The sequence below is a fragment of the Risungbinella massiliensis genome, assembly GCF_000942395.1.
Lineage (GTDB): Bacteria > Bacillota > Bacilli > Thermoactinomycetales > Thermoactinomycetaceae > Risungbinella > Risungbinella massiliensis.
The window spans coordinates 397908-422341 of record NZ_LN812103.1; the positions used below are offsets into that span (position 1 = coordinate 397908).

Here is a 24434-nt window from a genome sequence, read left to right on the forward strand (position 1 = left end):
TTTCAATATATTGTAGCATTATATTTTTCTTATTTTCTGAAATATACAGATAAAACAAGAGATATCCTCTCTCACTCAGAGGATATCTCTTGTTTCAATCTAAATTTTAGTTTTTCAACTACACGATCATACCACCAAAAACCATTAAGATATTTAGCGCAATATGCCATATAATGGTGGGGAAAATACTGCCGGATTTAATAGTTAACGCTCCGTAAAAGAACCCTCCAGTAGCAAAAGCGATACAGAGACCCCACGAAAAGCCAAGTGAATAGTGTTGCAAGCCAAATCCTAAGCTGGTGATCACAACAGCCCATTTATCACCAAACTGTTCTGAGAAACGACTTAATAGAACTCCTCTCCAGATTAATTCTTCCAGAATGGCGTTGGTAAAGGGAAAAATAAGTGCGATCAACCAGACTTCTTGAAAATATCCCCATCCCTTTACGACCATAAAAGGGGCAAAGGACAATATGTTAATCGTAATCGCAATCAGAAGAAAATGCTTTATCTTGGTTTGATGAAAACCAGACCACATGAGAGGGAAAGAAACCATTTCATTCCATTTGGGCTTTTTCCAATATTGGATGAATGGTAGTTTGTTGAAAAAAGAAACGAGGACCAAGGGTAATATTATGAAAAGTAGTGATAATCTTTTTAGGAAAATAGTTAATTCCTTTGATTGAGCATCGAGGGTCGAAGTAGAAATGGCTTGCAAATAGAGAAAAAATCCGATACCAAATGATGCAATGGTAATGATAAAGAACCTTACCTGCTTATCGGATAGGTAGAAAAGAACAATAGCACTAATACCTAATATGGCTAAAAGGATATAGTTATCTGTCTGAGTGAAAATAAGAAGAAATGCAAACAAACATAAACAGATCATATTACGGAGTATAGGCTGATTTATCATAATTCCTCCTACTGTTTGATATAATAGAAACTTTATACCAGTTTTATATATTTTTATATTTTAATAGCAAATATTTTTCATACAACCCTTTATACAAAGAAAAGAAAGCGCTGATCAGTAGCGCTTCCTTTTATCAATTAGTAGGAGCTTGCATTTGAAATAACTGATAATAAAACGACTGTTTAGGTTGAAATTCTTTTGGGAGTGGTTTGACGATTTCAATCGGGACCTGAACATTTTGGAGTATCTCGGCAAACTTGACAAAGTGGTCCTTGGAGTAGAGTGGTGAATTAATATGGTTGAGATCATATCGTTTGTTGTTTTTCAATACCAAGATAAATTTGAGCCGAAGATCTTGATGGGTTTTGGTTGGCTTCTTTTTGATTGAATAATCCATCTCAACCTTTTCGATCTGATCCCAATTGATGATATGGTTGCCCTCATAAGTGAAAAAGTCGTTATATTGCACCCCTTTTTTCGTTAGGGAGAGATAACTATCAAACGATAAAATGACGAGTGGACTTGCCAAAAGATAAAAAACAGCAAACCAGATAAACCGCCGTTTGAGAATTTTGGGCTGGTGTCGGTATGATACTAAAGAGAGTACCAGCCAGAACGTGAGGAGCAGAAAAAGAAAGACGATTGCGTAAGCTGCATTTGAACCGATCAGGTAGAGTTGTTCGCCTTTATTCCCATAGTTCCATTGTTGCCCATATACAAATAGAGCCCAGCCAATGGAGGCTGCAACGACGACGGCAACAAATCTAGCAAATAAGTATAGAAAGCTCCGTCTTTTCTTCATAATAGCCCCCTATAATATATTCATCCTCTCATTATGGAGGAGTCGTTCAAAATATTGAAGGGTCTTCGCTAAATTTTCTACAAATCTTCGGATTTCCTTCTATCTGATAGCTAGTATTCTTTGATCAATGAGGTTTGATGAGGTATGAGAACATCTGAGCTGCTTAAAGAAAATATATATGATTGATTAACACAAATAAGACCTAGACCAGAGGTGGTCTAGGTTTTATAAGAATGGATCATGTTAGTATACTACGATATCAGCAAATAGTTCTTCTCCTACAGCTTCTCGGATGAAAGCGATATGTTTGGATTCTAGATTTACCATTGTAGAAAAAGGGACTCCTTGAAACTTGATCCCGCCACGTTCCACTCCGATGACAGTTGGAATCGGAAAGGGGTGTTGTTCGAGTGCGATAGGAGCGCCGCTTTGTCCTGGAAAACCATAGCTAAACGAATAGAGATGGTGATGGGAGAGAAATACATTTCGTTTTTCTTGCCACATGGTGTATTCGGTTTTATCTCCTGGATATGCATGAACATGACATGGTAATTCTTCACGTCCTAAGCGGTAAAATGCATCTGGATATAGTGCAAAAGTTGCGATGTCTCGAGGAAGCTCCTCGCGAAGAACTAAAACGGCAAGATCGTGGTTGATAGATGGAATAATATTATATCTTGGATAGATATAAGCTTGTTCCACTGGATACTTCCGTCCGTTTATTGAAGGAATAATCTGAAGATGATGTATTACATTATCGAGTGCTTGAACGCAATGGGCATTGGTTATGACTACCTTAGGTGAAAGGACAAATGCTGTAGCTTGGTAGGGTTTGTATGACGCTCCATCATCTACGCTCCAAGTGAGACGACAAGTAGCTTTAGCTTCTGGTGTATGAGATGTGGTGATTGGTCTGCGATGATCTTCACGAAGACTCAAGAAGTTAATAAAAATTGTGTTAGAATCATGTGTCTTTGTGTTACTACTACTATTTTTAGCTTGCAGGAGTTGGGAGATTACTTGATCTTCTATTCGTTTTTTTAGTGCGCGGTTCATATGCCATAATCGAAAAAGTTCTGCTAGATACGGTCTCGCAAAAGTAAATATAACGAATAGTACTACGATAAATGGTATTGCGAATATCGTTTTTAACATGATCAAACTCCCTTTCATAATGAATTAGGTGTTGCGCTAGATCTACTATGCAGACTTAGCGCAACACCCAATCAGTTGAATAGGGAATTCTTACATTCTTATCATAAGGCATAATAATTCTAAAATTAAGTGCAAATTCGAATCCTTCTAACTTTGTTCATTAACATAAATAAGACCTAGACCGAGTTGGTCTAGGTTTGTAAGAATGGATGCCTAATAGATAACTATTTCAGACATTTGGTTGTCCAATGAGCAAGCTTGGAGTGTATCTCGTATGAAGAAGATTTTTTCCATGTTTATTGTGGTCATGGTAGAAGCAGTCTCGATGTTCCCTGTTTTAAGAGGTATCCCAATAACAGATGTGTGAATCGCAATAGCAGGTGGGTAATCAAAATCGTGATCTACCAACGAGACTGGTGATCCGCTTTGTCCAGCAACACTGCGATTGGTTGTGATTAGTGTCTGCCCCTGCTTTGTTACTAGCCTTTTGTCACGCCACATTTCAAATAGTGGCTTATCGTCTCCTGGATAGGAGTAGTTCTCACAAACTAGAGAGCTTGTGTCTAAGCGATCGAAAGCTTCTGGGAATAATGCGTACTTTCCTACTGTAGAAGGAAGTGGTTCTTTTAATATGAGAATTGCAAAGTCATGGTTGTAGTCGTTGGAACGATAGTAATCGGGAAAGACATGAGCGCTTTGTACTGCAAAGATTTCTGCATCATCTTGTTGTTCCTTTAGAGATGGAATAACAGCAATTTTTAAAGCAATTCCTTTGTCGTGGATTACATTATGAGCACTTGTTACGAGAACTCTGCTTGACACTGCAAAGGCAGAACCGTAATAAATTCGAGTTTCGTTTTTCCATGTTCTGACCCCTTGAAGGAAACAAGTTGCTGACTGCTGGTTTTGGACTCTACTAGATACTTTTTCGCGGTGGTCTGGGAATTCCGACCATGGTCCTTTCATACGAGGGCGTTTAAGCTGGTTATCACATGGTGTTAATTTATCTTGATTTTGAAGCGGATTGTTGTTTAATACATCCATCACTCTTGCTCGTAAATCTTCTTTTTTTAATTTAGACATATTACGTTACCTCTCTTTTTAATGGATTTGGTGTTGCGCTAAACGTACCATCAGTACACTTAGCGCAACACCCATCCATCAACAGAGAGTGCATTCTTACGCTTTTTATCATATTACATAATAGTTTGGAAATTAAGAGCAACTTGATGTTTGTCTTATTTTTTTCACCAAAACAAATAAGACCTAGACCTGGGGTGGTCTAGGTTTGTAAAAATGCACTCAGCTTAATAAACAACAATGTCTTGCAACAGGTTATCAGGGAGAGTATCTCGGATAAACAAGATTTTTTCGAAGTCGATTTCGGTCATAATTGCCGCAACTTGTTCTTTTACTCCACCTACAATGTCAAACAAACCTGCACTGTGAACTGCAATAACTGGAGGATATTCGTATAGATGAAAAGTCATCGCGATCGGAGATCCGCTTTGACCACCATAACTAAAATTTGTCGTAACGAGCGTCTGATTTTCCTTGGTAACAAGTCTTTTATCGTACCATATGGAGTAGTTTGTCTTATCGCCAGGATAAGAGTAGTTCTCACAGATTAGCGAATCCATTCCTGAGCGATCGAAAGCTCCTGGATACAAGGAGTACTTTCCAACTTCAATGGGTAGTTCTTCTTCTAGAATTAAGATAGCGAAATCATTGTTGTAGTTGTTGGACTGATAATAGTTTGGGAAAACATGAGCGGTTTTGACTGTATAGATCTTTGCATCAGCTGTCTGCTCTTTTAGAGAAGGGATGATCGCGATGCTTTCCGCTACACCATTCTTTGTTATGACACAATGTGCGTTTGTTGCTACTACCTTTCGCGATAGTGCAAAAGCAGTACCAGAATAACGATATCTATTGTCAGTTGTGTTCATGATTCCTGAAAGAAAACAGGTTGCTAATGCTTCCTTGGTTTGGATTTCTGCTTTGACAGGTACTCGAAAGTCTAATGATTCTTTATTTGGTACAGAGACATTTAGAGGTTCTTGGATTTGATTTTCACATGGGTACAACAGATTTTGTAATGGATGTTGGAGTAATACCTCCAATAATTTTGCGTTAAATTCTTGCTGTTCCTGTTGATTCTGTGTAGAAATCATATGTTGTTTATTCAAGATGAGTCTCTCCTCATAGTAATGGAATTTAGGTGTTGCGCTAAACGGACCATTAGCACGCTTAGCGCAACACCCATCCATAAGAGGAGAGAGTGCATTCTTACTCCATTATCTTAGTACAAAATAGTTTGGGAATTAAGTTTAGATTGGCTTTTGCCTAACTTTTTTCAATAAACAACCTCTATGGCAATTCAACATACAAAAAACCTGCCATGAATATCAAGATCCTAATGGATTGAATTACAAACAAACCTTTATCTATGATAAAGAGAATCAATTAACAAGTCAGAAAGATGCCAATACCAACGCAACCAATGGCACAGCCACCTATAACTATACGTATGACGCCAATGGGAATCTACAAACTACTACAAACCCATTGAATGAAACTGCTAGAACAGATTATGACGCCGACAACAATGCAATAAAAGAAACAGATGCCAATGGAAACACCAGTACCAACGAGTACGATGAGGAAAACAATGGAGTTTCTTCTACGGATGCAAGTGAGAAATCTTCTGCTACCAAGTACGATCAGTATGGAAATGTAACAGAAGAGACCAGCTTAATGAGTCCGGGGAATAACCTTGCTTACAATGGTAGCCTAGAAATAGACCGGAATGCAGACAACTGGTCAGATGGTTGGGAGTCCAAAGCTGGTACTGCTACTTTCTCAATCTCTAATACTGGACTAACCTATGAAGGAGTAACTCTAGGAACCAAAAAATCGTCTCACTTCTGTAAAGGACAAAGCAGGAATCACCAGTGCATCTTATACCTATCGTGCAGATCGGATGCGTCAGACGATGACCACCCCAGCCAAAGGAACGATTACATTCCATTACGATGAAAATAAAAACGTGGTATTTGAGACAAATGGCAGTAATACCGTTATCGCTAGATACACCTATAACACTCAAAATCAGCCAGTTAGCATGAAAACCAATGGTCAATATTACTACTATCAGCTAAATGGACATGGTGATGTAGTAGCTTTGACCGATGCAATGGTGCAAAAGTAGCTACTTACGACTATGATGCATTTGGAAATTTGGTAGCAGAGACGGGAACAGTGGACAATCCATATCGGTATGCGGGTTATCGCTATGATAAGGAGACTGGATTGTATTATTTGCAAGCAAGATACTATAACTCGGAGATTGGGAGATTTTTGACGAGGGATACGTTTGAAGGATTTGAGAATGAGCCATTAAGCCAAAATAAATATGCCTATGGTCATAACAATCCAGTAATGAATGTAGATCCTAGTGGGCATATTTCGTGGAGGTTCTTTTATTATATGCATCAAGGGATTACAGCAATTCGGGACGCTATAGCAGATTTAGTGTGGGCTTTCTGGAGGTTTCATAGACCGCTTTATAAAATTTTAAGAGGACTTATGTTTTCTTCAAGAGTAGCTGTTAGGACTGCACAATATTATCTAGCACTATTTTTCTTTGGAACCGAGCGGAAAAGAGTAAAAATCGCATATTCAGGTTAATTGTTTTAGTGCCAATTTACCTTAGTATGTTGCTACGTACTGTAGAAGACTTGGTAAAAAGTATTGAAAACGGGAGTTACCTTTTGGCAGTGTTTTTATTACTGATTATTATCTTTATGATAATTGGCTTTGTTTTGGCTAGTATTACTGAGTTTAATAAGAATTGGATAAATAAATGGTTAGATAAGATTTTACATCAAGATAAAGATAATAAGTAGTCCATGAGGTACTAGTTGAAAATCTACTGGATGGTGGTATGACGAATTCCCTATATAAGAAGTTTGATGGGAGAACTCCTTGGTGGTGAAATGTCATGAGAGACAGTTTAATTTTTGGGATAGTGACAAGTATTGTGATTATTTCTGCATTAGCCATTATACCCATATGGATATGGGCGGAAAAGAGCAAGAACCGCCTTATTAGACTTGTTATTATTGGATTTATTTATACTGGAATGATATCTCGGACGGTTGAAGATTTAGTAAAACACATAGTAGATGGAAAGCATTTTTGGTTATTCTTCTCGATGTATTTGGGATTGTCCTTTTTTTCGTAGCGTTTGTTGGATTGGTATTTGGTGATTGGTGGTTTTTAAAATTACGAAGGAAAAAGAACAATAAAAAGTAGTCTTTAAATGATCCGAAGTAGTGGTGTATCACTCATTTATTATATCCAGATAAAAAGCAGAGAGCTATCTAGTCATTCGAGGTGGCTCTTTGCTTATGTTTTGGTAAAATATAATGTAAGCTTGTTTTTGTTCCATTTTATTCCTTACATTGAAAACAGGAGGATTTCTTGTGAAACCGTACCGACCCATGTGGTCCCTTGTTTCTTATACGAGACTGATGTACTTGTTACAAAAGGCAAAGATTCGCAATCGAGAGCTCCACATCTACTTGGTTCCACATCAAGACGATGAGACATTGACTCAGGCAATTAGCATCCTAAATAACATTCGATTGGGGAATGAAGTCTTTTTGGTGCTAGTGACAGACGGTGCTGCGACAAAAGTGGGCATCGAGCTTGGATTAAGTGCTGAGGAGATTACGGAAGCGAGAAACAATGAGTTTCTAGAGGCCTGTAAATGCTTGGGGTTAACTTCGAGTCGAATTTTGACATGGGGATTACGTGATGGAAAAGTATCGAAAGAAGAAGTGCTCAAAAAAATTGAAGAGATGAATCTACCACAAGATCGACATATTGTCTTTCATACGATGTCTGTATTAGATACCCATCATGATCATCGTCAGATTGCATTGGCTGGAGAAGAGTTACGAAAGGCTGGTTACCAAGTACAAGAACATCTCTCCACTCGCATGTGTCGTACCGAGTCTGTTTTGGATCAACTAAAGGAAGAAGAAGTCTCGGTATATAAACTGATGGCGGAAGAAGACCAGCAAAAATTAATTGCAGCTGTGCAATGTTATTACACGGAAGATGAGGAAAAAAATCGATACGGTATAGGTGGGAAAAGCGTACCACAGGAGTTTGAATCTTTGATCCAAGAACCATATGCAGCTAACTTGGTAGTTTCCAAGAGATCATAGAGACGAAATATAGGATTTTGAAAAAAGCCCTCTGATTCAGTTAAGAATCGGAGGGCTTTTTTAGTGAAGATCTTAAAATGGTTCTACTTCTTTCCATTCTAGTTTGGTTTGTAACGTTTCATTTTCTAGTACAGAGCTTAGTTTGCTACCGCTATCTATCTCTGTAATTTTCCAACCATCTAAATCTCTCAAAGTGATACGGGCATATTGATCCTTGGAGGAAGGTGGTAATTTTAAACTACTAGCAGGTATATGAACTAGGAAAGATTGAAAAGAGTCGCTTTGAGGTTGAGAAGGATCAACCGCAATAAAGTAAGGTTTATCTATACCATTCGTATAGATCGGTGAGGCATTTTCCAAAAACTCGGGCATACTCTCATATTCATCTTGTTGGACTTCTGGAGTGAGTACCTCTGTGATCGCTTTATAGCGCTCCTCAGGTTTTAAACTTTCTGAGTAACCAAATGTATTATCAATTACCGTTTTAACTACGTTCTCTGCTGAGCCGCCTCCACAAGCTACGAGAGAAATACTTACTATAACGAGAAGTAATAAGACCGAAAACTTTCTTGACTTCAAAACATTCACCATCCTTGTTGTTTAACAAAATTATAGTATTATTCTAAGATCAAAGGCAAACAAAAAAAAGATCCCAGCATATCTTAGGGATCTTTTTTGTATTATTTATAGATTAACGGGAAACGGTGCTTTTATGAATATATGCTAATGCACCGCTCCGCATCTTAATTTGATACCATTCTTTTCCTTCACCTGTTACATTCAGAACTAGTCCTTTTGGAAGCTTTTGAATGATGGCTGCAGAGGTAGAAGGATTGGCACGCAGGTTTGCAACACTGACGGTTACTTTGATCGTGCCACTTGCTGGACGAATGCCGTCTTGGTTGACAGGGGTGGTGACATTACTTACTTTGGTTACGATTTCACTGAAGATATAGCCTTCTTTGCCATTGCTTAAGCGAATTCTGTACCAGTCACGAACTTTTCCAGTAACATCTAGTGTTACTCCATTTTTCACTTGGGAGATGATAAAAGCTCCTTGTGAAGGACCGGAACGTACATTAGCGAGATTCACACTTACTTTCACTTTTCCGGAAGCAGGAGAGACAGCGTAGTCTGGGTTTCCGTTCCACTTGTTTGTCGACGTACCACTGTGAATCCAGATCGGAGTTCCCTCAGGTACTAGGCTATATAGTTCACGAAGATTTTCTTTTCCTACACGGATACAACCAGAAGAAGCGTTGGTTCCGATCGAGGAAGGATTATTCGTACCATGGATACCATAAGTACGACCATTATCTCCTTTTACACTAAAACCGAGCCATTTTTCGCCTAATGGGTTATCAGGATGTCCTCCAGGAATGTTTTTCCAACCAGGCATATTAATTTTTACCACTAGTGTGAAGGTACCCTCTGGGGTTAAGTCAGCAGTACGACCTGTTGCTACAGAGTATGTTTTGAAAACGGAGCCATTTTTGTAAAGATATAGTTTGTTTGTTTTTTTGTTAATCTCAATCTGGTAACTGTTGGTTGCAGCGCTTGCGGGAATCTGGAATAGTGAAAAGATCATTGCAAATGCAACCAGACTAGTGATCCAGCCTTTTAAACGAGTAAAAGACATGTAGAGGTTCCTCCTAATATGGTAAATAATACGCTACTCCCCTAGTAAAGGGAGGTAAATTAAATATAAAGGAAAATTTTCTCGTTGGATCAAAAATTTTTGAGCAATTGATGGCAAAAAAAAGCTCCCGAGAAAGACTCGGAAGCTAGGGATATCATAGAGTTTGCCAGTAGTTTATTTCTTAAGAAGGTTTTGCTACACTTTTATGAACATAAGCGATTTGACCGCTTTTTAGACGAACTTGATAGAAATCTCCAACAGTGCCTACCCGAACAATTCGAGTGCCAGCATATACTCGTTGTAGTACTTTTGAATTGAGAGATGCTGCAGAACGGATATTGGTCAGATTTTCCGTAGTGGTAATGTAACCACTAGGTTGTGGAGCTGGAGCTGGTGTTGGTGGTTTTGGAGTAGTTCCAGTTGTTTTAACAGCATAGTCACTATGGATATATGCAGTACGACCATTATAGTTAATGCGATACCAAACACCAGATTTTCCAGTAACTTGGAATGTTTGAGGACGGTTTGCTTTGCCAATGATGGAAGCGCTGAGAGATGCACCAGTGCGAACATTTACACTGGTTCCAGTTACTTTCACCGTTCCAGAGTCAGGAGTAACGGATGGAGGCTTGGTAGTTCCACCGCCAACACCACGCCAAACGTTATTGCTAGTACCACTATGGATCCATACTTTGGTACCAACCGGAACTTTCTTATATAGTTCTTCTACTTGACCGTTATGCATCCGCACGCATCCGCTAGATGCATGGGTCCCAATGGAGTTTGGATTATTCGTTCCATGAATACCGTAGGTACGCCCTTTATCTCCATTTACTTGAATTCCAATCCAACGGCTTCCTAGTGGATTCTTTGGATCCCCACCAGGGATGCCTTTCCAACCTGGGTAAGTGGTTTTAAAGGTAACAGTGAATGTTCCTTCTGGGGTCAAACCGCTTGTTCGACCTGTTGCCACACGATACGTTTTTACTACACGACCATTTTCATAGTAGTATAGGGTATTGGTTCTTTTATTGATTTCGACTTGCACATTGCCAGCTGCATCTGTCCCGATGGTAGGGACAAGGGTAAAGAGAAACGCTGCAATGATGGAAAAAACGACAAAGTTTTTCCATTTTCGGAACATGCGGGTTCCCCTCCCATCTTTTTCTTTTTTTAGTGGCAAACTCTTCTATCTCTTTCTACTTTTATGATAACAAATCGTATCTACTGGCAGAAGGCAAAGATTGCCGATTTCCGCAACATTTTTTTAACATACAGGAGCCTAGAGGAGGAAGTGAACAAATGAAATATAAAATGGTTTTATTTGATATTGATGGTGTTTTTCTTAGTGAAGAAAGATGCTTTGATGTCTCTGCTCTTACCGTTTGGGATTTGTTGAGCAATCCAAAGTTGTTGGGTTATAGTAAGCCTTCGCTTCCAATTGATCCAAACGAGGCGACACTACAGAATATCCGCCAAGATGTATATCAAGAAGACAAAGTTCTACGGTATCTAAAAGACAGGGGAGTCAATTCCAATTGGGATATGGCCTATCTTGTCGTGATTCCGCAGATATTAGATTTACTAGAACATCTCGCCGTACATGACGAAAAGTGGGTTCATTACTTTTTGCAAGGTCCAATGGATCGAGAAGCTCTTCAAAAGTTAGGCGAAATTTGTCATCAATATCAGCTAGAGTGGAGTCCTAACTTTGCCCACTTTTTTGCCTTTTATCAAGAGAATGGAGAAGAGCGCCGAAATCGCCAAGAGTTGTTGGAATATAGTCGCCAGTGGATTAGAGATAAATGGGGGATCGAAATCCCTTCGGTAGCGCGCAGTAGCCAACTTTGGAAATTAGGACAAGCCCTTTATCAGGAGTGGTATCTGGGAGAGAAACTCTATTGGGAGACGGAAAAGAATGAACCTTTGGATATGGGCAAAAAAGGTTATCTCACAGAGGAGATCCCCTTAGCAGATCCTAAGGAATATCGAGAGCTTTTTGCCTCCCTACATCATGCAGGAACCATTGTGGGATTTGGAACAGGACGCTCTAAAGTAGAAGCTCTCATCCCACTACAAGAGATGGGATTGTTAGAGAAGATAGATCCAGAGCGTGTCATAACCGCAACAGATGTAATGTTAGCGGAAGAGAAGTATCCGGAACTGGCTCCACTCGGAAAACCAGAACCATACACTTATCTAAAAGGATATGATGGGGGTAACAGTACATTAGAAACGATCCTAGCTCAGGAGTTGCCACTACCATTGCGCCAGGAAGTGTTGATTGTAGGGGATTCTGTAGCAGATTTATTGGCAGCGAGAAAAATGGGGTGCGCGTTTGCCGCTACTTTGACAGGGTTGAATGGATTGGCGGATCGAAAACTTTTTGAGGAACTAGAGGCAGATTACATCATAGAAAACGTGACGGATTTAAGAAGAGAGGTACTCTTAATCGATTGATATCCAAACAGGTTTTAGAGATAATAGAGATTGGGTATAAAATAAGCGTACCTATAAATTGAATTTCCATATACCTTATTAGGGGGTTTCACTCATGGCAAAATACGAACTGCCTGCTCTTCCTTACGGTTTTGATGCATTAGAGCCACATGTTGATGCTCTTACCATGGAGATCCACCATGATCGTCATCATGCTACATATGTAAATAACTTGAATGCAGCGCTCGAAGGTCGTGACGAGTTAAGCAGCAAATCTATTGAAGAATTAATCTCCAACTTGGATGCAGTACCAGAAAGTATCCGTACTGCAGTGCAAAATAATGGTGGTGGACATGCGAACCATAGCTTGTTCTGGGAAATTCTCAGTCCAAATGGTGGTGGTGCTCCAACTGGAGAACTAGCGGATGCGATCAACACTACTTTTGGAAGTTTTGAAGATTTCCAAGGACTTTTTGCAGATGCAGCTACCAAACGTTTCGGTAGTGGCTGGGCTTGGTTGGTTGTGCAAGATGGTAAATTGGCTGTTACCAGTACACCAAACCAAGATAGCCCATTAATGGTTGGCGCTACTCCAATCTTGGGACTCGATGTTTGGGAGCATGCTTATTACCTAAACTACCAAAACAAACGCCCTGACTACATCAAAGCATTCTGGAACGTTGTAAACTGGGATGAAGTAAACAAACGTTACCAAGCAGCGAAATAAGGTGCGACAAAAACCTAGAAGTGATCGGCTTCTAGGTTTTTTTGTAAATATCACATAAAATATTAAATATGGAAAACGAAATTTTCAAAAAGGGAGTGGCAGATTGGTTTCCAAGAAGATCCTTGTTTTGTGCAGTATGATGCTAATGCTAATTTGGGGATTGATTGGATGCTCTAGTTCACAAAAGGCGGAATCTGATATGAAGCATTCTCAGCAAAATGAAGAGGTACCTACTCCGAAAAAAGGGTTTCAATTAATCTCTGAACAAGAACCTTTGTCTGGTGATGTCCAAGCTTGGATTGAATCTGCAAAGATGACAGAAGGAGTTCATACACTAGTAAGCGGTGGTGTTCGTTATGTCCTTCTCTCACTCGGAGAGAGACCCAATGCTGGTTATCGAATCGAAGTAGTCGAGATTGAGGAAGCTCCCAATTATTCGACCGTATTCGTTCGTGAAAAGAAACCAGACCCTAATATGTTCTATCCTCAAGTGATTTCGTATCCCTATGTGTTAGGGACCAGTGAAAAGGAAGTAAGAATGGAGATATTGGAAAAATAAATGAGAGATGAGAAGTAAGTAGAGGGAGTGGGGATTTCTCTCACTTTCTTTCTCTATCAGTTTCTTGAAAGAGTACTCTATTCCTACTTCAAGCACATATCCTGATTGTGGTACAGAACATGACAGGGACATGAATGCTACTGCTAGTCCAAAGAGTGATCAACGCCGCAAAGCATAACAGTCTGGAAACCGTCATTATTACGGAAAAAGAGGAGAAGCCAAAATCGATTGTGTTGTTATTAAGCGAAAGAGATAGAATGAGTGATGTTCGTTTGCGGTTGTTGGTTGAAAAAGTCATGCGTTGTGGAAAAAAAAGAAGATAAAGTTCAACTCATTAGAGCAAATTTCTTTTCGACTGCATGGTTATCTGGATTTGCTTAATTCCAATAGTTTGTTTGGAGACGAGTATAAAGCTCTCTTTGAGACATTTGGAGATATGGAATTGGCTATCTTTGCGAAAGTCGTGTTTTATGAGGAGTTGAGAGATGATTTCCTAGATTTTAAAACGATCATGTTTAGTAGAAATGAGTCTGATGCAGAATGGAAGATGTATTATATAGAATTCATGCAAAGTTTAAGCAAAGATCGGATCCGCTCCATTGAAAGCTATATTTCTGATATTGACTATGAGGAAACAAAGTTTTGGGGGTAAAACCATATTGCATCCTCCATTTTTTGTGGATAGTTTAAGGAAACAACAAACTTATCATTTGGTTGTCTAGGAAAATAAAAAACATCTGTAAAACCTCATTGTGAGTGTGAATAACAAACAGAGGAATACAGATGTTTTATTATTGGGAGATTTTATTGATCTTTTTTCTCTTCCTCTTCTGGTGTTATTTCCACAGAAGCATCTTCTTGATTTGGGATTTCATTTGGTTCTTTTGTACCTTGTTGCTCCGTTTTTGTCTTTTGTTTTTTCCTTTTTTCACGCCATTGTTTCCATTGGTTCTGTAATCTTGGGCGCCATTCGATTATGACAGCACCAAATCCAGTGAACAATAATGCGATCATGAGAAGCCAGCCAAGGATTGGGATCCAGATAAGGCTTGCGATTAATAAAATTCCAAAGACGTTATGCAAGAAGCTGTTTTGCTTTCCTAGCCACTCCCAACGTCCTGCTAGGTAGGTCCCAACCTCTTCGGAAACGATCGTAAAACCGAACCATAGTGCTCCAAGTAAGAGGAGACTCAGTGCGATGGCAACAGGAATTCCAATGATGGTAATGCCCAGTAAAAAGATTGCTGGCACTGCGATCAGTCCTGTGAGAAAACCAATCCATAGAGAACGCTTTGGTTGGTTTTGTAAGTGAGTTAGGCTCTTCTCTAATTCGTTTTTCCCAAGGATCTGGGCAAAGACGACGATCGCAATCAAGCCAAGGAGAATAGGAAGCCACAAGAAAAAGGAACCGTTCCAACCATCCCTACCGTGAAATTTATAGATTACATGTTTTGGATGGTAATCATCTTCACCCAGGTATTCATCATCGTATCGATGTCCTCGTTCATGAAAGTGATCACTTTCTAGGGGCATAGAATATTCGATTGAGTCGTTCTTTTTTCGATGGATCAACTGATTATGTGGATCTTCTATTGATTGTGGAATGTGAACGACATGTACTGGTTGACCAGATGGAGATTTGACTTGCCCTCGAACAATCGCGCCCTCTTCCATGACCACTTCTGGTTGTGTAGTGATAACATCGCCTTGAATCTGTGCTCCACTACGCAATACAATTTGTTGGCCTATTAAATTGCCAGTTACGCGTCCTCTTATATCCAGGCTACTATTACTTTCTCCAATGTTTCCCAGCACTACACTGTACCCTTTCAGCACAATATTCGAGCCGAGAACGTTTCCTTTTACATAAGTCTCTCTTCTCATTTTGTCTAAAGGCATTCCTTCCCCTATTTGAACGGAAGGTGCCTGGATAGTTCCTACTACGCTGGAATCAGAGAGAAGAACAGAATCAGTTCCTATCACATTTCCAATGATTTGAGAACGTTGTTGGATGATAACACTTTGTCCGGTGATATTATGATGAATGGTTTGCTCTTGAAAGCTTAGATCTTCGTTTGGGCTATTCCATTCGTTTGTCTCGTTTTCAGTATCCGTGTCAAAATCAGCAGGAATTTGAACCATATTTCTTGGTAAATCCCAACCGATGGCCGACCGAATTCCTTGGGATAGGTTTCCATTATCTAAGAAGCTAAATCCGAGTAATAAAATGGCAAGTAAGATACTAGCTAAAATTGCCTTCCCTAAAAAGAAAAAGAAACGCTTCATCCAGCTACCTCCTCATTTGTTTTCCAAAAAAATAATCCGTATAAAAACCATGCTGTACCAATCGGAACCAACAGGGAGAAGAGATTCCGTAACAGGAACAACCACGTTTCTGGTAACCAGCCTAGAATGGCATCTGGAAGAGAGTAAAGCACTGCCCACCAATGATAGAGGAGGGAAGTTCCATTTGTGTCTTCGAAAAACGCTTGCAAGCTGAGTTGTAGTTGATTTTGATAGAGCCAATACAGAACAAATCCAATTACGAAGATGGAGATTGAGCCTGCGATGCGACCAACAAGCTGAATCCAGATAAAGTCTGATGTGTTGTTTTGATGATTCGGTAGAACTAGTTTTATATCAGATGAGCAATTGTTAGGTTGTTTCGCTGTTTCTTCTTCGTTTACTACAGACGAACGGAAAAGTACAGAAAAGCGTTGCTCATCTTCCATCGCAACGAAATAGGCTGTTTGGCAAAGGGAACAAGTTTGTAGATGATCCCTAATCTCGATTGTTTCTTGAATAGGCAGACGATCTCGTACTAGTTCAGGTAAAAAGATCTTTACTTCTTCACAGCTCCAATGATTTTCCATGTTTAGAATTCCTCCTTCCAGATAGTCTCAAGACTAGTTCTTAGCTGGGAACGGCTACGATGAAGATATGTTCCTACTGTTTTTAGAGGGATTTGCAAAATCTCCGCTATCTCCCGATAGGAAAGATCTTGCTGATAATAGAGTAGAAAAACCAGTCGCTGTTTCTCAGGTAATTTCGCTAATGATACCTGAACTTGTTCCAAATTCTCCTGTTGTATTACTATGTCTAGCGTATTTTTTACAGGAGGAAGATTTATGCGATACTCTAATAATTCCCAATCATCTACATATTCAGTCTGATGCTGCTTTTTACGAAGATGATCCAAACAAGTATTGGACGCAATTCGATGTATCCATGTGCTGAGTGAAGAATCTTCTTCAAAGGTATCAAGCTTGCGATATGCTTTCCAAAAGATTTCTTGTGTCAAATCCTCTGCATCTGCGCGGTTCCCTACCATCCTATATACGAATTGGAAGATTGTTGTTTGGTGTGTTTGGAGGATCTCACGGAAAGCATCAAATTCGTTCGTATTTGGTTTGGGTTTTTTCTTGATTTTCATCGACGCTTCCGTTCCTCCTCCCTACCACTGGTTTTGTCTCTATAAGGTTAGACGAGAGAAGTATGGATTATCTTTCACTTCGTAGGTATCTTTTTTTGACTAACTGGTGAACAGTCATCAGATAATAATTTTTTCCATTACCTACCATTGAGAACGCATGTTCTTGCAACTATACTAAGAACCTAGTTGAGCCAACTCTGCGAGAATGCAGCTCTGGGGTTTGCATCATTGGTTTGTCTGCCAATTGCAAGCCTTATATAAGAAAGATCAAGGAGGTAACTCAGACTATGTTTTCTTTATTTAGTAAAGGTATGGTAGTGGTAACAGTTATGACAATGGGAGTTATGACTCTTCCTTTTGTTGCTACAGCAGAAACGACCAAAACACTCTCTTTTGCAAAAGGATCAAAGGGAAGCTACGTTTATGACATTCAACATCGTTTACATCAATTAGGACATTACAAGGGACCACAACATGGTAACTTTGACAATAAAACAGAACAAGCAGTTGAGACTTTTCAACGTACCCAAAAACTACCGATCGATGGGGAAGTAGATCGTCAAACATTAAATCGTATCTGGGATCAGTCTCTTACCAAAGCAGATGTAGATTTACTTGCGAAAGCTGTTCATAGTGAATCACGTGGCGAAACGATGAAAGGAAAAGTAGCGGTGGCAGCGGTTATCCTAAACCGTGTTGATTCCAAAGAATTTCCTGATTCTATTCGTGGAGTAGTTTACCAAAAACGTGCTTTTACTGCAGTAGAAGATGGACAAATTAACTTGAAACCAAATCAAGAAGCGTATAATGCTGTTTATCAAGCTATTCAAGGTCAAGATCCGACCAATGGTGCAATCTATTACTATAATCCAAAAATTGCAACCTCGAAGTGGATGAAACAGCGTGCAGCCAAATCCAAAACGACTAAAATTGGTGATCATGTCTTTATGAAATAGATACTACCAAAAAGGGACTTCCGATGTTAGGAAGTCCCTTTTATATATTGAAGAATGATCTTAGGTGAGTAATTTATTGCTCTTGTTTTTGCGCATAAAAAGCAAATAAGTTACGAATATAGTATGGACTAACCATAAAACAACAAGGGAACCATAGGACCATTTTTCTAAAATAGATAGTGGTTCCCATTGCATTAGTACTTCCCAATTTTCAACAGAGATCAGTAGTAAATTGACCGAAAGTAATATTTGTAGAATGATGCTTTTTTTGTTCATTCGATATCCCGCCTATGAAATGATAGGTATACATACAGAAATTTTTTTTAATGAAAAATTGGACAAAAGGGAGTGGAAAATACATTAGTCGTGACTCGCACCATTAAGAAATAAGGATATAGATCAATATCATGATCGCAAGAAGCATTACCGTAATAGCGCCCAAGAATCCATTTTGTATAAGCGATTTACCTAGCTCTTTCTTATTTTTAGACATGAGAGTGCTCCTTTTAAAAGAAGTTTTTTACTAAGCTACTTTCGTTTGCTAAGGTCGTTGTTTTTTGGGCAAATTAGTTCATGTCAGAAAGGAACGATGCGAAAATGAACTATTTCACACCGGATTTTTTGTCTGCTCTTTTATCTATTATCATCATCGATTTGGTATTAGCAGGTGATAATGCGATCGTAATCGGTCTGGCTGCTAAAAATGTCCCGAAAGATAGACAAAAGTCGGTTATCATCTGGGGGACAGCTGGTGCGATTGTGATGCGGATCATCTTGACCTTGATTGTGGTCTGGCTGCTTGCGATACCTGGTCTTCGGCTTATTGGAGGTATATTGCTCCTTTGGATCGCCTTTAAGTTGCTAGTAGAAGAGAAAGGGCACGATATTAGTGCCAAAAATACCTTCTGGTCTGCGCTTATGACGATTATTATTGCGGATACGGTGATGAGTCTTGATAACGTACTTGCGATCGCCAGTGCCGCCAATAATGCGGAACACTCCAATCAGCTATTGGTGATTATTGGTCTCTTGGTTAGTGTCCCGATTATTGTCTGGGGGAGTACGATCTTCATTAAATTATTGGATCGATTCCCGATCATCCTGTATATCGGCTCGGCAGTATTAGCTTATACGGCTGCCAACATGATCACTGAGGAAAAATTCCTGCACGCTTTTTTTGAAGAGAATGAAGTACTGAGGGTTGGTTGGATTGCACTAGCAGTGATAGTAATCGTCGTATCGGGTTATTTGATTAAAAAACGGAAAGCCACCAAAAAAAGTGAAGAAAAGGAACGTCCTCATGAGTAAGAGGACGTTTTTGTATTTGATACATTTTCTAAATGTCGGCTAACACTTTTAATATTTCTTCTTTCTTCAGATCTGGATGGGTGATCATAATACCATAACGAAGCCCATCTTCATCCCAATTAATGTTTTTAATTACTTCCATGTAGGAGCCTTCTTTTCCACGTACCGTGATTTTTTCTTCGCCAAGATCAATATCCGCTATTGGACCTCCAGGAGACGGAAAAACAGTTAAGGTGAGTGCTGGAACTCCATCTTTCAGATACGTATAGCTTACTTCTGTACGATTTAATTCCCCTTTTAGTTCCAGTGCGGTTACCTTTTCTAACTGATAAGGCTTCGGAAGGGCAAGTACCTTCTTGCCAAGAATTTTTTCGGCTTCTGCTGGAGTGATAATTTTCTCTTGATTGGTAGAACTATCGATTTTTTGAATGGTGACATTAGCAGGGAGTTTGGCTTCAAAGAGATCTGCTGGCCATTTTGGTGATATTTCCAGCTTGGTGTACTCTACAATGGATTTTGTATTTCCTGTTTGAAGAATAAACTTTGTTGGAATCCAGCTTTCGTGATCTACCCATAATTCCATTTCTCCAAATATGGACTTCTGATTTTGTTTTGGTTTTGCTAGGAGATGATGTGTATTTCTTCCCAAGATTTGCTCTGTCCCGATATTTTGAAAATCATGGGTCTTTTGAATTTGTCCAATCATTTTCATTAACGACTCTCGTTGATTTATACCTAGGATAGTCTCTTCACCCTCGAAACTCACTTCCATAGCGGTAGGAGCACCCTCTTCATAGGAGAGTAATTTCGTTCCTGTTTTCCAAGTAGTATTTTTTTTACCCGTGGAATCAGTGGCTTCCACTTTTGCATTTGTATTGGTACTATCTCTCCATTCTTTGAACTTAGTACTTGTTTGCAGTTTGTCTTCATTGTATTCATCCATTTTGTATTCCGCATAAAAGGCAGGACTTTTCTCTGCATCAGCTAGTAATTTGTCTACGATTTTATCAGGAGTTACTGCTTCTGTGGAGGAACATCCTACTACACCCGTTATAATCAGACCTGCTAGGCCAATGATGCTAAACAAATCTTTGTGTTTCATTATCATCATGCTCCTTTTTTGGGGAACCAACAGCCTACGATGGTTCCATATGGGGATTGTGACCAAAGACGAACGTCTCCGCCATGTTTCTCAGTAATAAGCTGTACGATGGAAAGTCCTAGACCAGATCGTTGTTCGATTGTAGACCTCCTAGCGGGGTCATTTAACATAAAGGGAGAGAAAACATGCTCTTGAAAATCAGATGGAATTGCTTCGCCTTCGTTTTGTACGAGTAACAGCACTCCTTCAGACCATATGGTCGTCCACTCAGGTAGGGAGGGGGAGAAAATAAAGTCAGGTAGTTTGCTCGGATGGTCTACAGCGACAAGAGAAATCAACCCTTGTTCTGATGTATGTCGGATTGCATTGCTTACTAGATTGTCCATTAAGCGAATCATCTGTTTGTCATGGAAATATCCAGTTCCTTCAACAGCCAAATAGGTTTGCAGATTCCGATCTGCTTGGTGACAAAGTTCCTCATAGCCACTAAACAGCATTTCAAAGAATTCTTCATTTTCAACGATCGTTTGTTCTAATCGGTATTCAGAAGATTGAAGAGTCGTATAAACGTTAAGATCATTTAGCATCTGTTTCATCAAATCGATTTTCTGATACAAGATTTGTTGGTATTCCTCTTTTTCAATCTGGGAAAGGTCATGTTGTTTCATCAATCTCTCCATATAGGCTTGAATAGTAGTTAAAGGCGTTTTGAGATCATGGGATAGAGAGGCGATCATACGCTCTTTTTCAATCCGTTCTCTTTGAATCTTCTGGTTTGCTTCCTCGATCTGGTCTTTCATCTGGAAAAAGCGATCTTCTAAATCTGCAATTTCATCTTTCTTCTTTTTTGGTAGCCGTTCCACTGTAAGCCCACCTGCAAATCGTTTCATTTGAACCATAAGATGTTGCAGAGGCTTAGTCCATTTTCGATGGAGTAGCCAAAGGACTAGTAGATAAAGAACCAAGAATGCAATGCCTGCACCGACGAATATGAATGAGGTTCTGGAAGCAGCTTCTCGTTGCCATGCCGAACGAGGGACAATCAGCTCATAAAAACCGATCAGTTGCTTATCCACTAACACTGGTTTTCGTAAGTTATAACTGTAGTAACTTTTTTGAAGGTTATTAAGATCTTGATATAGTGTTTCAACGGAAGTTTGTCCAATTGAAGAAAAATCCAGTGAACTATAAAGAATTACGCCATCAGGACGATACAGTTTTAATTGAATTTGTTCGGACTCTGCTCTCGTTTTCAAATCTTGGTATTTTTTTGGATGTTGTAGACGATACAACTCTGGATTTTGTAGGACATCTTCCCATTGACTAGCTTGTTGTGTCACCGTGAAGTATTCTTTTACGTTTTGTTCTTGATCCAATTGCACAAGCCATTGATAGAGTCCCCAAAGGGAAAGAACTGGTATTATCATCACCAACAGATACGTGATCATTAACCAATATCGAATTTTCAAGATAACCTCTCCCCGATAAAGCGATACCCGATTCCCCAGAGAGTCTCCAGATAAAGAGGTTTCTTTACCGGGTCTTGGAGTTTTTTGCGTAGGCTGCGCATATGAACGGTGACAGTATGGGCATCGGAGCTCTCTTGGTTCCAGATCCAATCCAGCAACTCTTCTTTGGAAAAGGATTGAAACGGATGTTTTGCTAGGTGAAAGAGTAGTTGTCGTTCTTTGCTGGTCAAGGAGATTTCGATTTGCTGACGAAAAATCCGCTCCGTACTCCAATCCAGTACCAAATCACCGGCATATTTCCACAGCATTTCCTCTGTGGGGACTTCTGGTTGTTGATAACGATGGTAGCGTCGGATATGAGAGGCGATCTTGGCTGTTAACACATCTAGGCTGAAGGGTTTGGTAATATAGTCGTCCGCTCCCAATCCTAAACCTCGTATCTTATGTTCATCTTCATGACGAGCACTGATGATGAGGATTGGAATCTCATCCGATTGGCGTATCCGATGGGCGAGTGTAATTCCATCCATCTCTGGCAGCATAAAGTCGATCAAAGCCAGATCAAAGGAGCTTGCCTGAAAGTCCTCCCAACCTTCTCTACCAGTAGAAGCCCAAGTGATGTCATAGTGACTGCGAAGGTGATCTTGAATAACGCGGGCGATCGAAGGGTCATCTTCTACTAATAGGAGTTTGTAATGTTTGTTTGACATGTGGTGTCGCTCCTTTATGTTTTGATTATAGGGGAGGGGGAAGACTCCTCACGAAAGTTTACTTTTATTTTATAATTGCACAAATGGTAAGAACGGGTAGCTCCATTTAAACAGATTTATACCTATTTTTGGTGAGATTTTTATAATGCGAGATACTAATTTAATATTTTTAGGAAGAATACATCTTAAAAAGAATAGGGTGTATTCATTATGAAACGAATAATTTCGATTATGTCATTCATGTTCTCGGCTGTCTTGGTAGGAAGTACTATTGCTGTCGTGTTTGCTCAAACAAACGACAATCCCCCACCATATGAGAAAATATATTCAGAAGTCGGCTATAAATCTATTGAAGATGCATTAAAAAGATATTGAGCAACATTTTAAACGGAAACTTAATCTTCCTCTTAGAATACCGCCTGTGGCTTTTACCCATCAGTTCGGGAGGTTTATTGACGTAAAAGGGGACATGAACGATAAATTGGAGCTAAAATTTGTAAATGATAAGGTACCTGAAAATCACTATATGGTTTATGTGCAACCTTCTGAGCACAGGTTATCAATAGAGGATCAAGATGTGGTAAAAGTCCACAGACTAAAGGATGGTAGTAAAGCAAGTTTTATGACCAACATTGGCTTTAACATATTGGTATTTGAGAGAGCGAATTGGCAGTATGTATTGAGTATTGATAAGAGAGTAGCAGATCAGGTATCTCCAGAGACATTGGTTGAAATAGCTGAGTCAATAAATTAATAAAACTCCCTCATTTCTACGTGTTTTGCAGAAGTAAGGGAGCTTTTGAAGGGATATAACTTGAAGAAAGTATGTTCTGAATCCACCTGTTCAAAGCACACCAAGTGACTAGCAACAAGATCAATAGAAAAATGATAGAAAGCAGTATTGTTTTCATTTTTTCGCTATACTAAAGCCACTTATCAAAAAACTCGAGATACCCTTTTTTCATCTTAGTTCTCGAAAAATGATCATATGCGTATCGTCTATTTTCATTGGAAACATTATGTTCAAAATGTAGTGCCATATTGACCAAATCACCCCAGTTTTCCTTATTCCCTGCATAGATATGTTGGGAGTTGAAGTGATTGTAGCATGGATGTTCGGGCTTAATTACAAATTTCCCCATGGATAGGGCTTCTGCAATCGGGATGCCAAAAGTATCATAGGTGGAACTGCACCAATATACCTTACATGTGTTCATCAATTGAAATATTTCGGGTCTAGAAAGAGCAAAATGAAGGGTTAAGTTGGATGGGATATCAAACCTTTTGATACTTTCTTGGTATCGTTCACCACCAAAAACCATGTGTACATCTACATCTGGATTCTTTTGGGCAAAATCGATTACCACTTCTGGTTGTCGGAATGACTCATCTCTTCCAATCCACAATACTCGATTATTTACAATTTGGGATTCATCATAATGTTTTTGGGAGAGATGCTCATCAAATCCAATTGGAATCACATGAACATCGCTTGTACCAAAGTTGCATATTTTATCTTTCAAGTATTCTGTTTGGACGATCGCCTTGGAGACCATTTGCATAAAAGGGGTCATCATACTGGAACCTTCTAGGGATTCATCAGGAAAGCTATGCGAAAAAAAGGTGCTGTTGGGAAAAAACATTCTTAAAAAGGAGAATCCTATTACACTGTAAATAACATGGGTAATATTTTTCGACATAAGCTTGTCCAGCACAATATCATAATTGAGAAGGTCGCCTTTTTCATATTCATACCCTTCTAATTCATGATAGTCAGAAACAAATCGTTCGGGTGTAATAAACTCGATAAGGACGCCCAATTCATTTGATATCTCTTTTAGCATATTTGCATACACCAAAGGTCCTTGTTGTTGCTGAAGTTGAATTTTGCGCATAATTAAGCCAACTTTTTTCAATATAGTCCCCCTATGTAATACTTCCTGTCCTCGATAACTCTATTGCTATGTAGAAAAAACTACTAT

Annotated in this window: 27 protein-coding genes and 1 pseudogene; 12 read left to right on the top strand and 16 right to left on the bottom strand. The window is 39.3% G+C overall.

The features are described from left to right. Positions 1-118 precede the first annotated feature (118 nt). The 5 genes from VJ09_RS13100 to VJ09_RS13120 all read right to left on the bottom strand — a co-directional run bounded on the left by VJ09_RS13100 (position 119) and on the right by VJ09_RS13120 (position 5062). Positions 119-916, bottom strand: a complete 798-nt coding sequence (locus VJ09_RS13100) for a CPBP family intramembrane glutamic endopeptidase (RefSeq protein ID WP_230199154.1) — start codon at positions 914-916, stop codon at positions 119-121. Positions 917-1049: 133 nt separating this feature from the next. Next, a complete protein-coding gene (locus tag VJ09_RS13105) occupies positions 1050-1718 on the bottom strand; it encodes a hypothetical protein (protein WP_044642132.1) in 669 nt (222 codons plus the stop codon). Between the two features lie 243 nt (positions 1719-1961). Next, entirely contained in the window at positions 1962-2873 is a 912-nt protein-coding gene (locus tag VJ09_RS13110; RefSeq protein WP_044642133.1) for a trypsin-like serine peptidase, read from the bottom strand. A gap of 213 nt (positions 2874-3086) precedes the next feature. Next, a complete protein-coding gene (locus VJ09_RS13115; RefSeq protein WP_044642134.1) occupies positions 3087-3956 on the bottom strand; it encodes a trypsin-like serine peptidase in 870 nt (289 codons plus the stop codon). 224 nt (positions 3957-4180) lie between these two features. Further along, positions 4181-5062, bottom strand: a complete 882-nt coding sequence (locus tag VJ09_RS13120) for a trypsin-like serine peptidase (RefSeq protein ID WP_044642135.1) — start codon at positions 5060-5062, stop codon at positions 4181-4183. A gap of 235 nt (positions 5063-5297) precedes the next feature. Between VJ09_RS13120 and VJ09_RS13125 the strand changes: the two genes are divergently transcribed. The 4 genes and pseudogenes from VJ09_RS13125 (at position 5298) to VJ09_RS13140 (ending at position 8110) form a co-directional block, all read left to right on the top strand. Beyond that, on the top strand, positions 5298-5912 hold the full coding sequence (locus VJ09_RS13125; RefSeq protein WP_044642136.1) for an RHS repeat domain-containing protein: 615 nt from the start codon (positions 5298-5300) through the stop codon (positions 5910-5912). Continuing rightward, positions 5869-6084: a hypothetical protein gene (locus VJ09_RS18515; RefSeq protein WP_147635504.1), complete on the top strand. Its 216-nt coding sequence runs from the start codon at positions 5869-5871 to the stop codon at positions 6082-6084. Before VJ09_RS13125 ends, VJ09_RS18515 begins: the two co-directional genes overlap by 44 nt. Positions 6085-6107: 23 nt before the next feature. Next, positions 6108-6563 (top strand): annotated as a pseudogene (locus VJ09_RS17700) (RHS repeat-associated core domain-containing protein); the annotation flags it as partial. Between the two features lie 797 nt (positions 6564-7360). Continuing rightward, the gene (locus tag VJ09_RS13140) at positions 7361-8110 is read left to right on the top strand and encodes a PIG-L deacetylase family protein (protein ID WP_147635505.1); all 750 of its coding nucleotides are present in this window, start codon (positions 7361-7363) and stop codon (positions 8108-8110) included. Positions 8111-8182: 72 nt separating this feature from the next. Here the strand turns inward: VJ09_RS13140 and VJ09_RS13145 are convergent, their stop codons facing one another. The 3 genes from VJ09_RS13145 to VJ09_RS18105 form a co-directional block, all read right to left on the bottom strand. Further along, entirely contained in the window at positions 8183-8689 is a 507-nt protein-coding gene (locus tag VJ09_RS13145) for a hypothetical protein (protein ID WP_044642139.1), read from the bottom strand. Positions 8690-8801: 112 nt separating this feature from the next. Then, positions 8802-9749 carry an SH3 domain-containing protein gene (locus VJ09_RS18100; RefSeq protein WP_082050567.1) on the bottom strand — a complete coding sequence of 316 codons (948 nt, stop codon included), beginning with the start codon at positions 9747-9749 and terminating at the stop codon, positions 8802-8804. A gap of 181 nt (positions 9750-9930) precedes the next feature. Further along, entirely contained in the window at positions 9931-10893 is a 963-nt protein-coding gene (locus VJ09_RS18105) for a L,D-transpeptidase family protein (protein ID WP_082050568.1), read from the bottom strand. Between the two features lie 158 nt (positions 10894-11051). Here VJ09_RS18105 and VJ09_RS13160 point away from each other — a divergent pair, with 158 nt between their 5' ends. The 5 genes from VJ09_RS13160 to VJ09_RS13175 all read left to right on the top strand — a co-directional run bounded on the left by VJ09_RS13160 (position 11052) and on the right by VJ09_RS13175 (position 14126). Further along, entirely contained in the window at positions 11052-12209 is a 1158-nt protein-coding gene (locus VJ09_RS13160) for an HAD family hydrolase (protein ID WP_044642140.1), read from the top strand. A 94-nt stretch (positions 12210-12303) separates the two neighbouring features. Continuing rightward, entirely contained in the window at positions 12304-12915 is a 612-nt protein-coding gene (locus tag VJ09_RS13165) for a superoxide dismutase (protein ID WP_044642141.1), read from the top strand. A gap of 103 nt (positions 12916-13018) precedes the next feature. Continuing rightward, positions 13019-13474, top strand: a complete 456-nt coding sequence (locus VJ09_RS13170) for a protease complex subunit PrcB family protein (RefSeq protein WP_044642142.1) — start codon at positions 13019-13021, stop codon at positions 13472-13474. 134 nt (positions 13475-13608) lie between these two features. Further along, positions 13609-13797: a hypothetical protein gene (locus tag VJ09_RS18520; RefSeq protein WP_147635506.1), complete on the top strand. Its 189-nt coding sequence runs from the start codon at positions 13609-13611 to the stop codon at positions 13795-13797. Continuing rightward, positions 13776-14126 (top strand): hypothetical protein, encoded by a 351-nt coding sequence (locus VJ09_RS13175; protein ID WP_044642143.1) that lies wholly within the window; start codon positions 13776-13778, stop codon positions 14124-14126. Before VJ09_RS18520 ends, VJ09_RS13175 begins: the two co-directional genes overlap by 22 nt. A gap of 152 nt (positions 14127-14278) precedes the next feature. Here VJ09_RS13175 and VJ09_RS13180 read toward each other — a convergent pair whose 3' ends face one another. From VJ09_RS13180 to VJ09_RS13190, 3 genes are read right to left on the bottom strand one after another with little or no spacing between them, the layout of a single operon-like run. Next, positions 14279-15760, bottom strand: a complete 1482-nt coding sequence (locus tag VJ09_RS13180) for a DUF8173 domain-containing protein (RefSeq protein ID WP_044642144.1) — start codon at positions 15758-15760, stop codon at positions 14279-14281. Then, positions 15757-16347 (bottom strand): zf-HC2 domain-containing protein, encoded by a 591-nt coding sequence (locus VJ09_RS13185; RefSeq protein ID WP_044642145.1) that lies wholly within the window; start codon positions 16345-16347, stop codon positions 15757-15759. The genes VJ09_RS13180 and VJ09_RS13185 overlap by 4 nt, the downstream gene beginning before the upstream one ends. A gap of 2 nt (positions 16348-16349) precedes the next feature. Then, positions 16350-16907 (bottom strand): RNA polymerase sigma factor, encoded by a 558-nt coding sequence (locus tag VJ09_RS13190; protein WP_044642146.1) that lies wholly within the window; start codon positions 16905-16907, stop codon positions 16350-16352. A gap of 287 nt (positions 16908-17194) precedes the next feature. Here VJ09_RS13190 and VJ09_RS13195 point away from each other — a divergent pair, with 287 nt between their 5' ends. Beyond that, a complete protein-coding gene (locus tag VJ09_RS13195; protein ID WP_052807393.1) occupies positions 17195-17863 on the top strand; it encodes a cell wall hydrolase in 669 nt (222 codons plus the stop codon). Positions 17864-17923: 60 nt separating this feature from the next. On the opposite strand, the gene VJ09_RS13200 is transcribed toward VJ09_RS13195, so the two are convergent. Further along, positions 17924-18139, bottom strand: coding sequence for a hypothetical protein (locus VJ09_RS13200; protein ID WP_044642147.1), 216 nt, complete (start codon positions 18137-18139; stop codon positions 17924-17926). Between the two features lie 321 nt (positions 18140-18460). Here VJ09_RS13200 and VJ09_RS13205 point away from each other — a divergent pair, with 321 nt between their 5' ends. Further along, complete coding sequence (locus VJ09_RS13205; protein ID WP_044642148.1) at positions 18461-19171, top strand: TerC family protein; 711 nt, start codon at positions 18461-18463, stop codon at positions 19169-19171. A 28-nt stretch (positions 19172-19199) separates the two neighbouring features. On the opposite strand, the gene VJ09_RS13210 is transcribed toward VJ09_RS13205, so the two are convergent. From VJ09_RS13210 to VJ09_RS13220, 3 genes are read right to left on the bottom strand one after another with little or no spacing between them, the layout of a single operon-like run. Next, positions 19200-20273: a LolA family protein gene (locus VJ09_RS13210; protein WP_044642149.1), complete on the bottom strand. Its 1074-nt coding sequence runs from the start codon at positions 20271-20273 to the stop codon at positions 19200-19202. A gap of 5 nt (positions 20274-20278) precedes the next feature. Then, positions 20279-21742 (bottom strand): HAMP domain-containing sensor histidine kinase, encoded by a 1464-nt coding sequence (locus VJ09_RS13215; protein WP_044642150.1) that lies wholly within the window; start codon positions 21740-21742, stop codon positions 20279-20281. Continuing rightward, entirely contained in the window at positions 21739-22452 is a 714-nt protein-coding gene (locus VJ09_RS13220) for a response regulator transcription factor (protein WP_044642151.1), read from the bottom strand. The genes VJ09_RS13215 and VJ09_RS13220 overlap by 4 nt, the downstream gene beginning before the upstream one ends. Positions 22453-22933: 481 nt before the next feature. On the opposite strand from VJ09_RS13220, the gene VJ09_RS18525 reads away from it, so the two are divergent. Further along, positions 22934-23206 carry a hypothetical protein gene (locus VJ09_RS18525; protein WP_147635507.1) on the top strand — a complete coding sequence of 91 codons (273 nt, stop codon included), beginning with the start codon at positions 22934-22936 and terminating at the stop codon, positions 23204-23206. A 169-nt stretch (positions 23207-23375) separates the two neighbouring features. Here the strand turns inward: VJ09_RS18525 and VJ09_RS13230 are convergent, their stop codons facing one another. Continuing rightward, positions 23376-24368, bottom strand: coding sequence for a glycosyltransferase (locus tag VJ09_RS13230; RefSeq protein ID WP_044642152.1), 993 nt, complete (start codon positions 24366-24368; stop codon positions 23376-23378). Between the last annotated feature and the right edge of the window lie 66 nt (positions 24369-24434).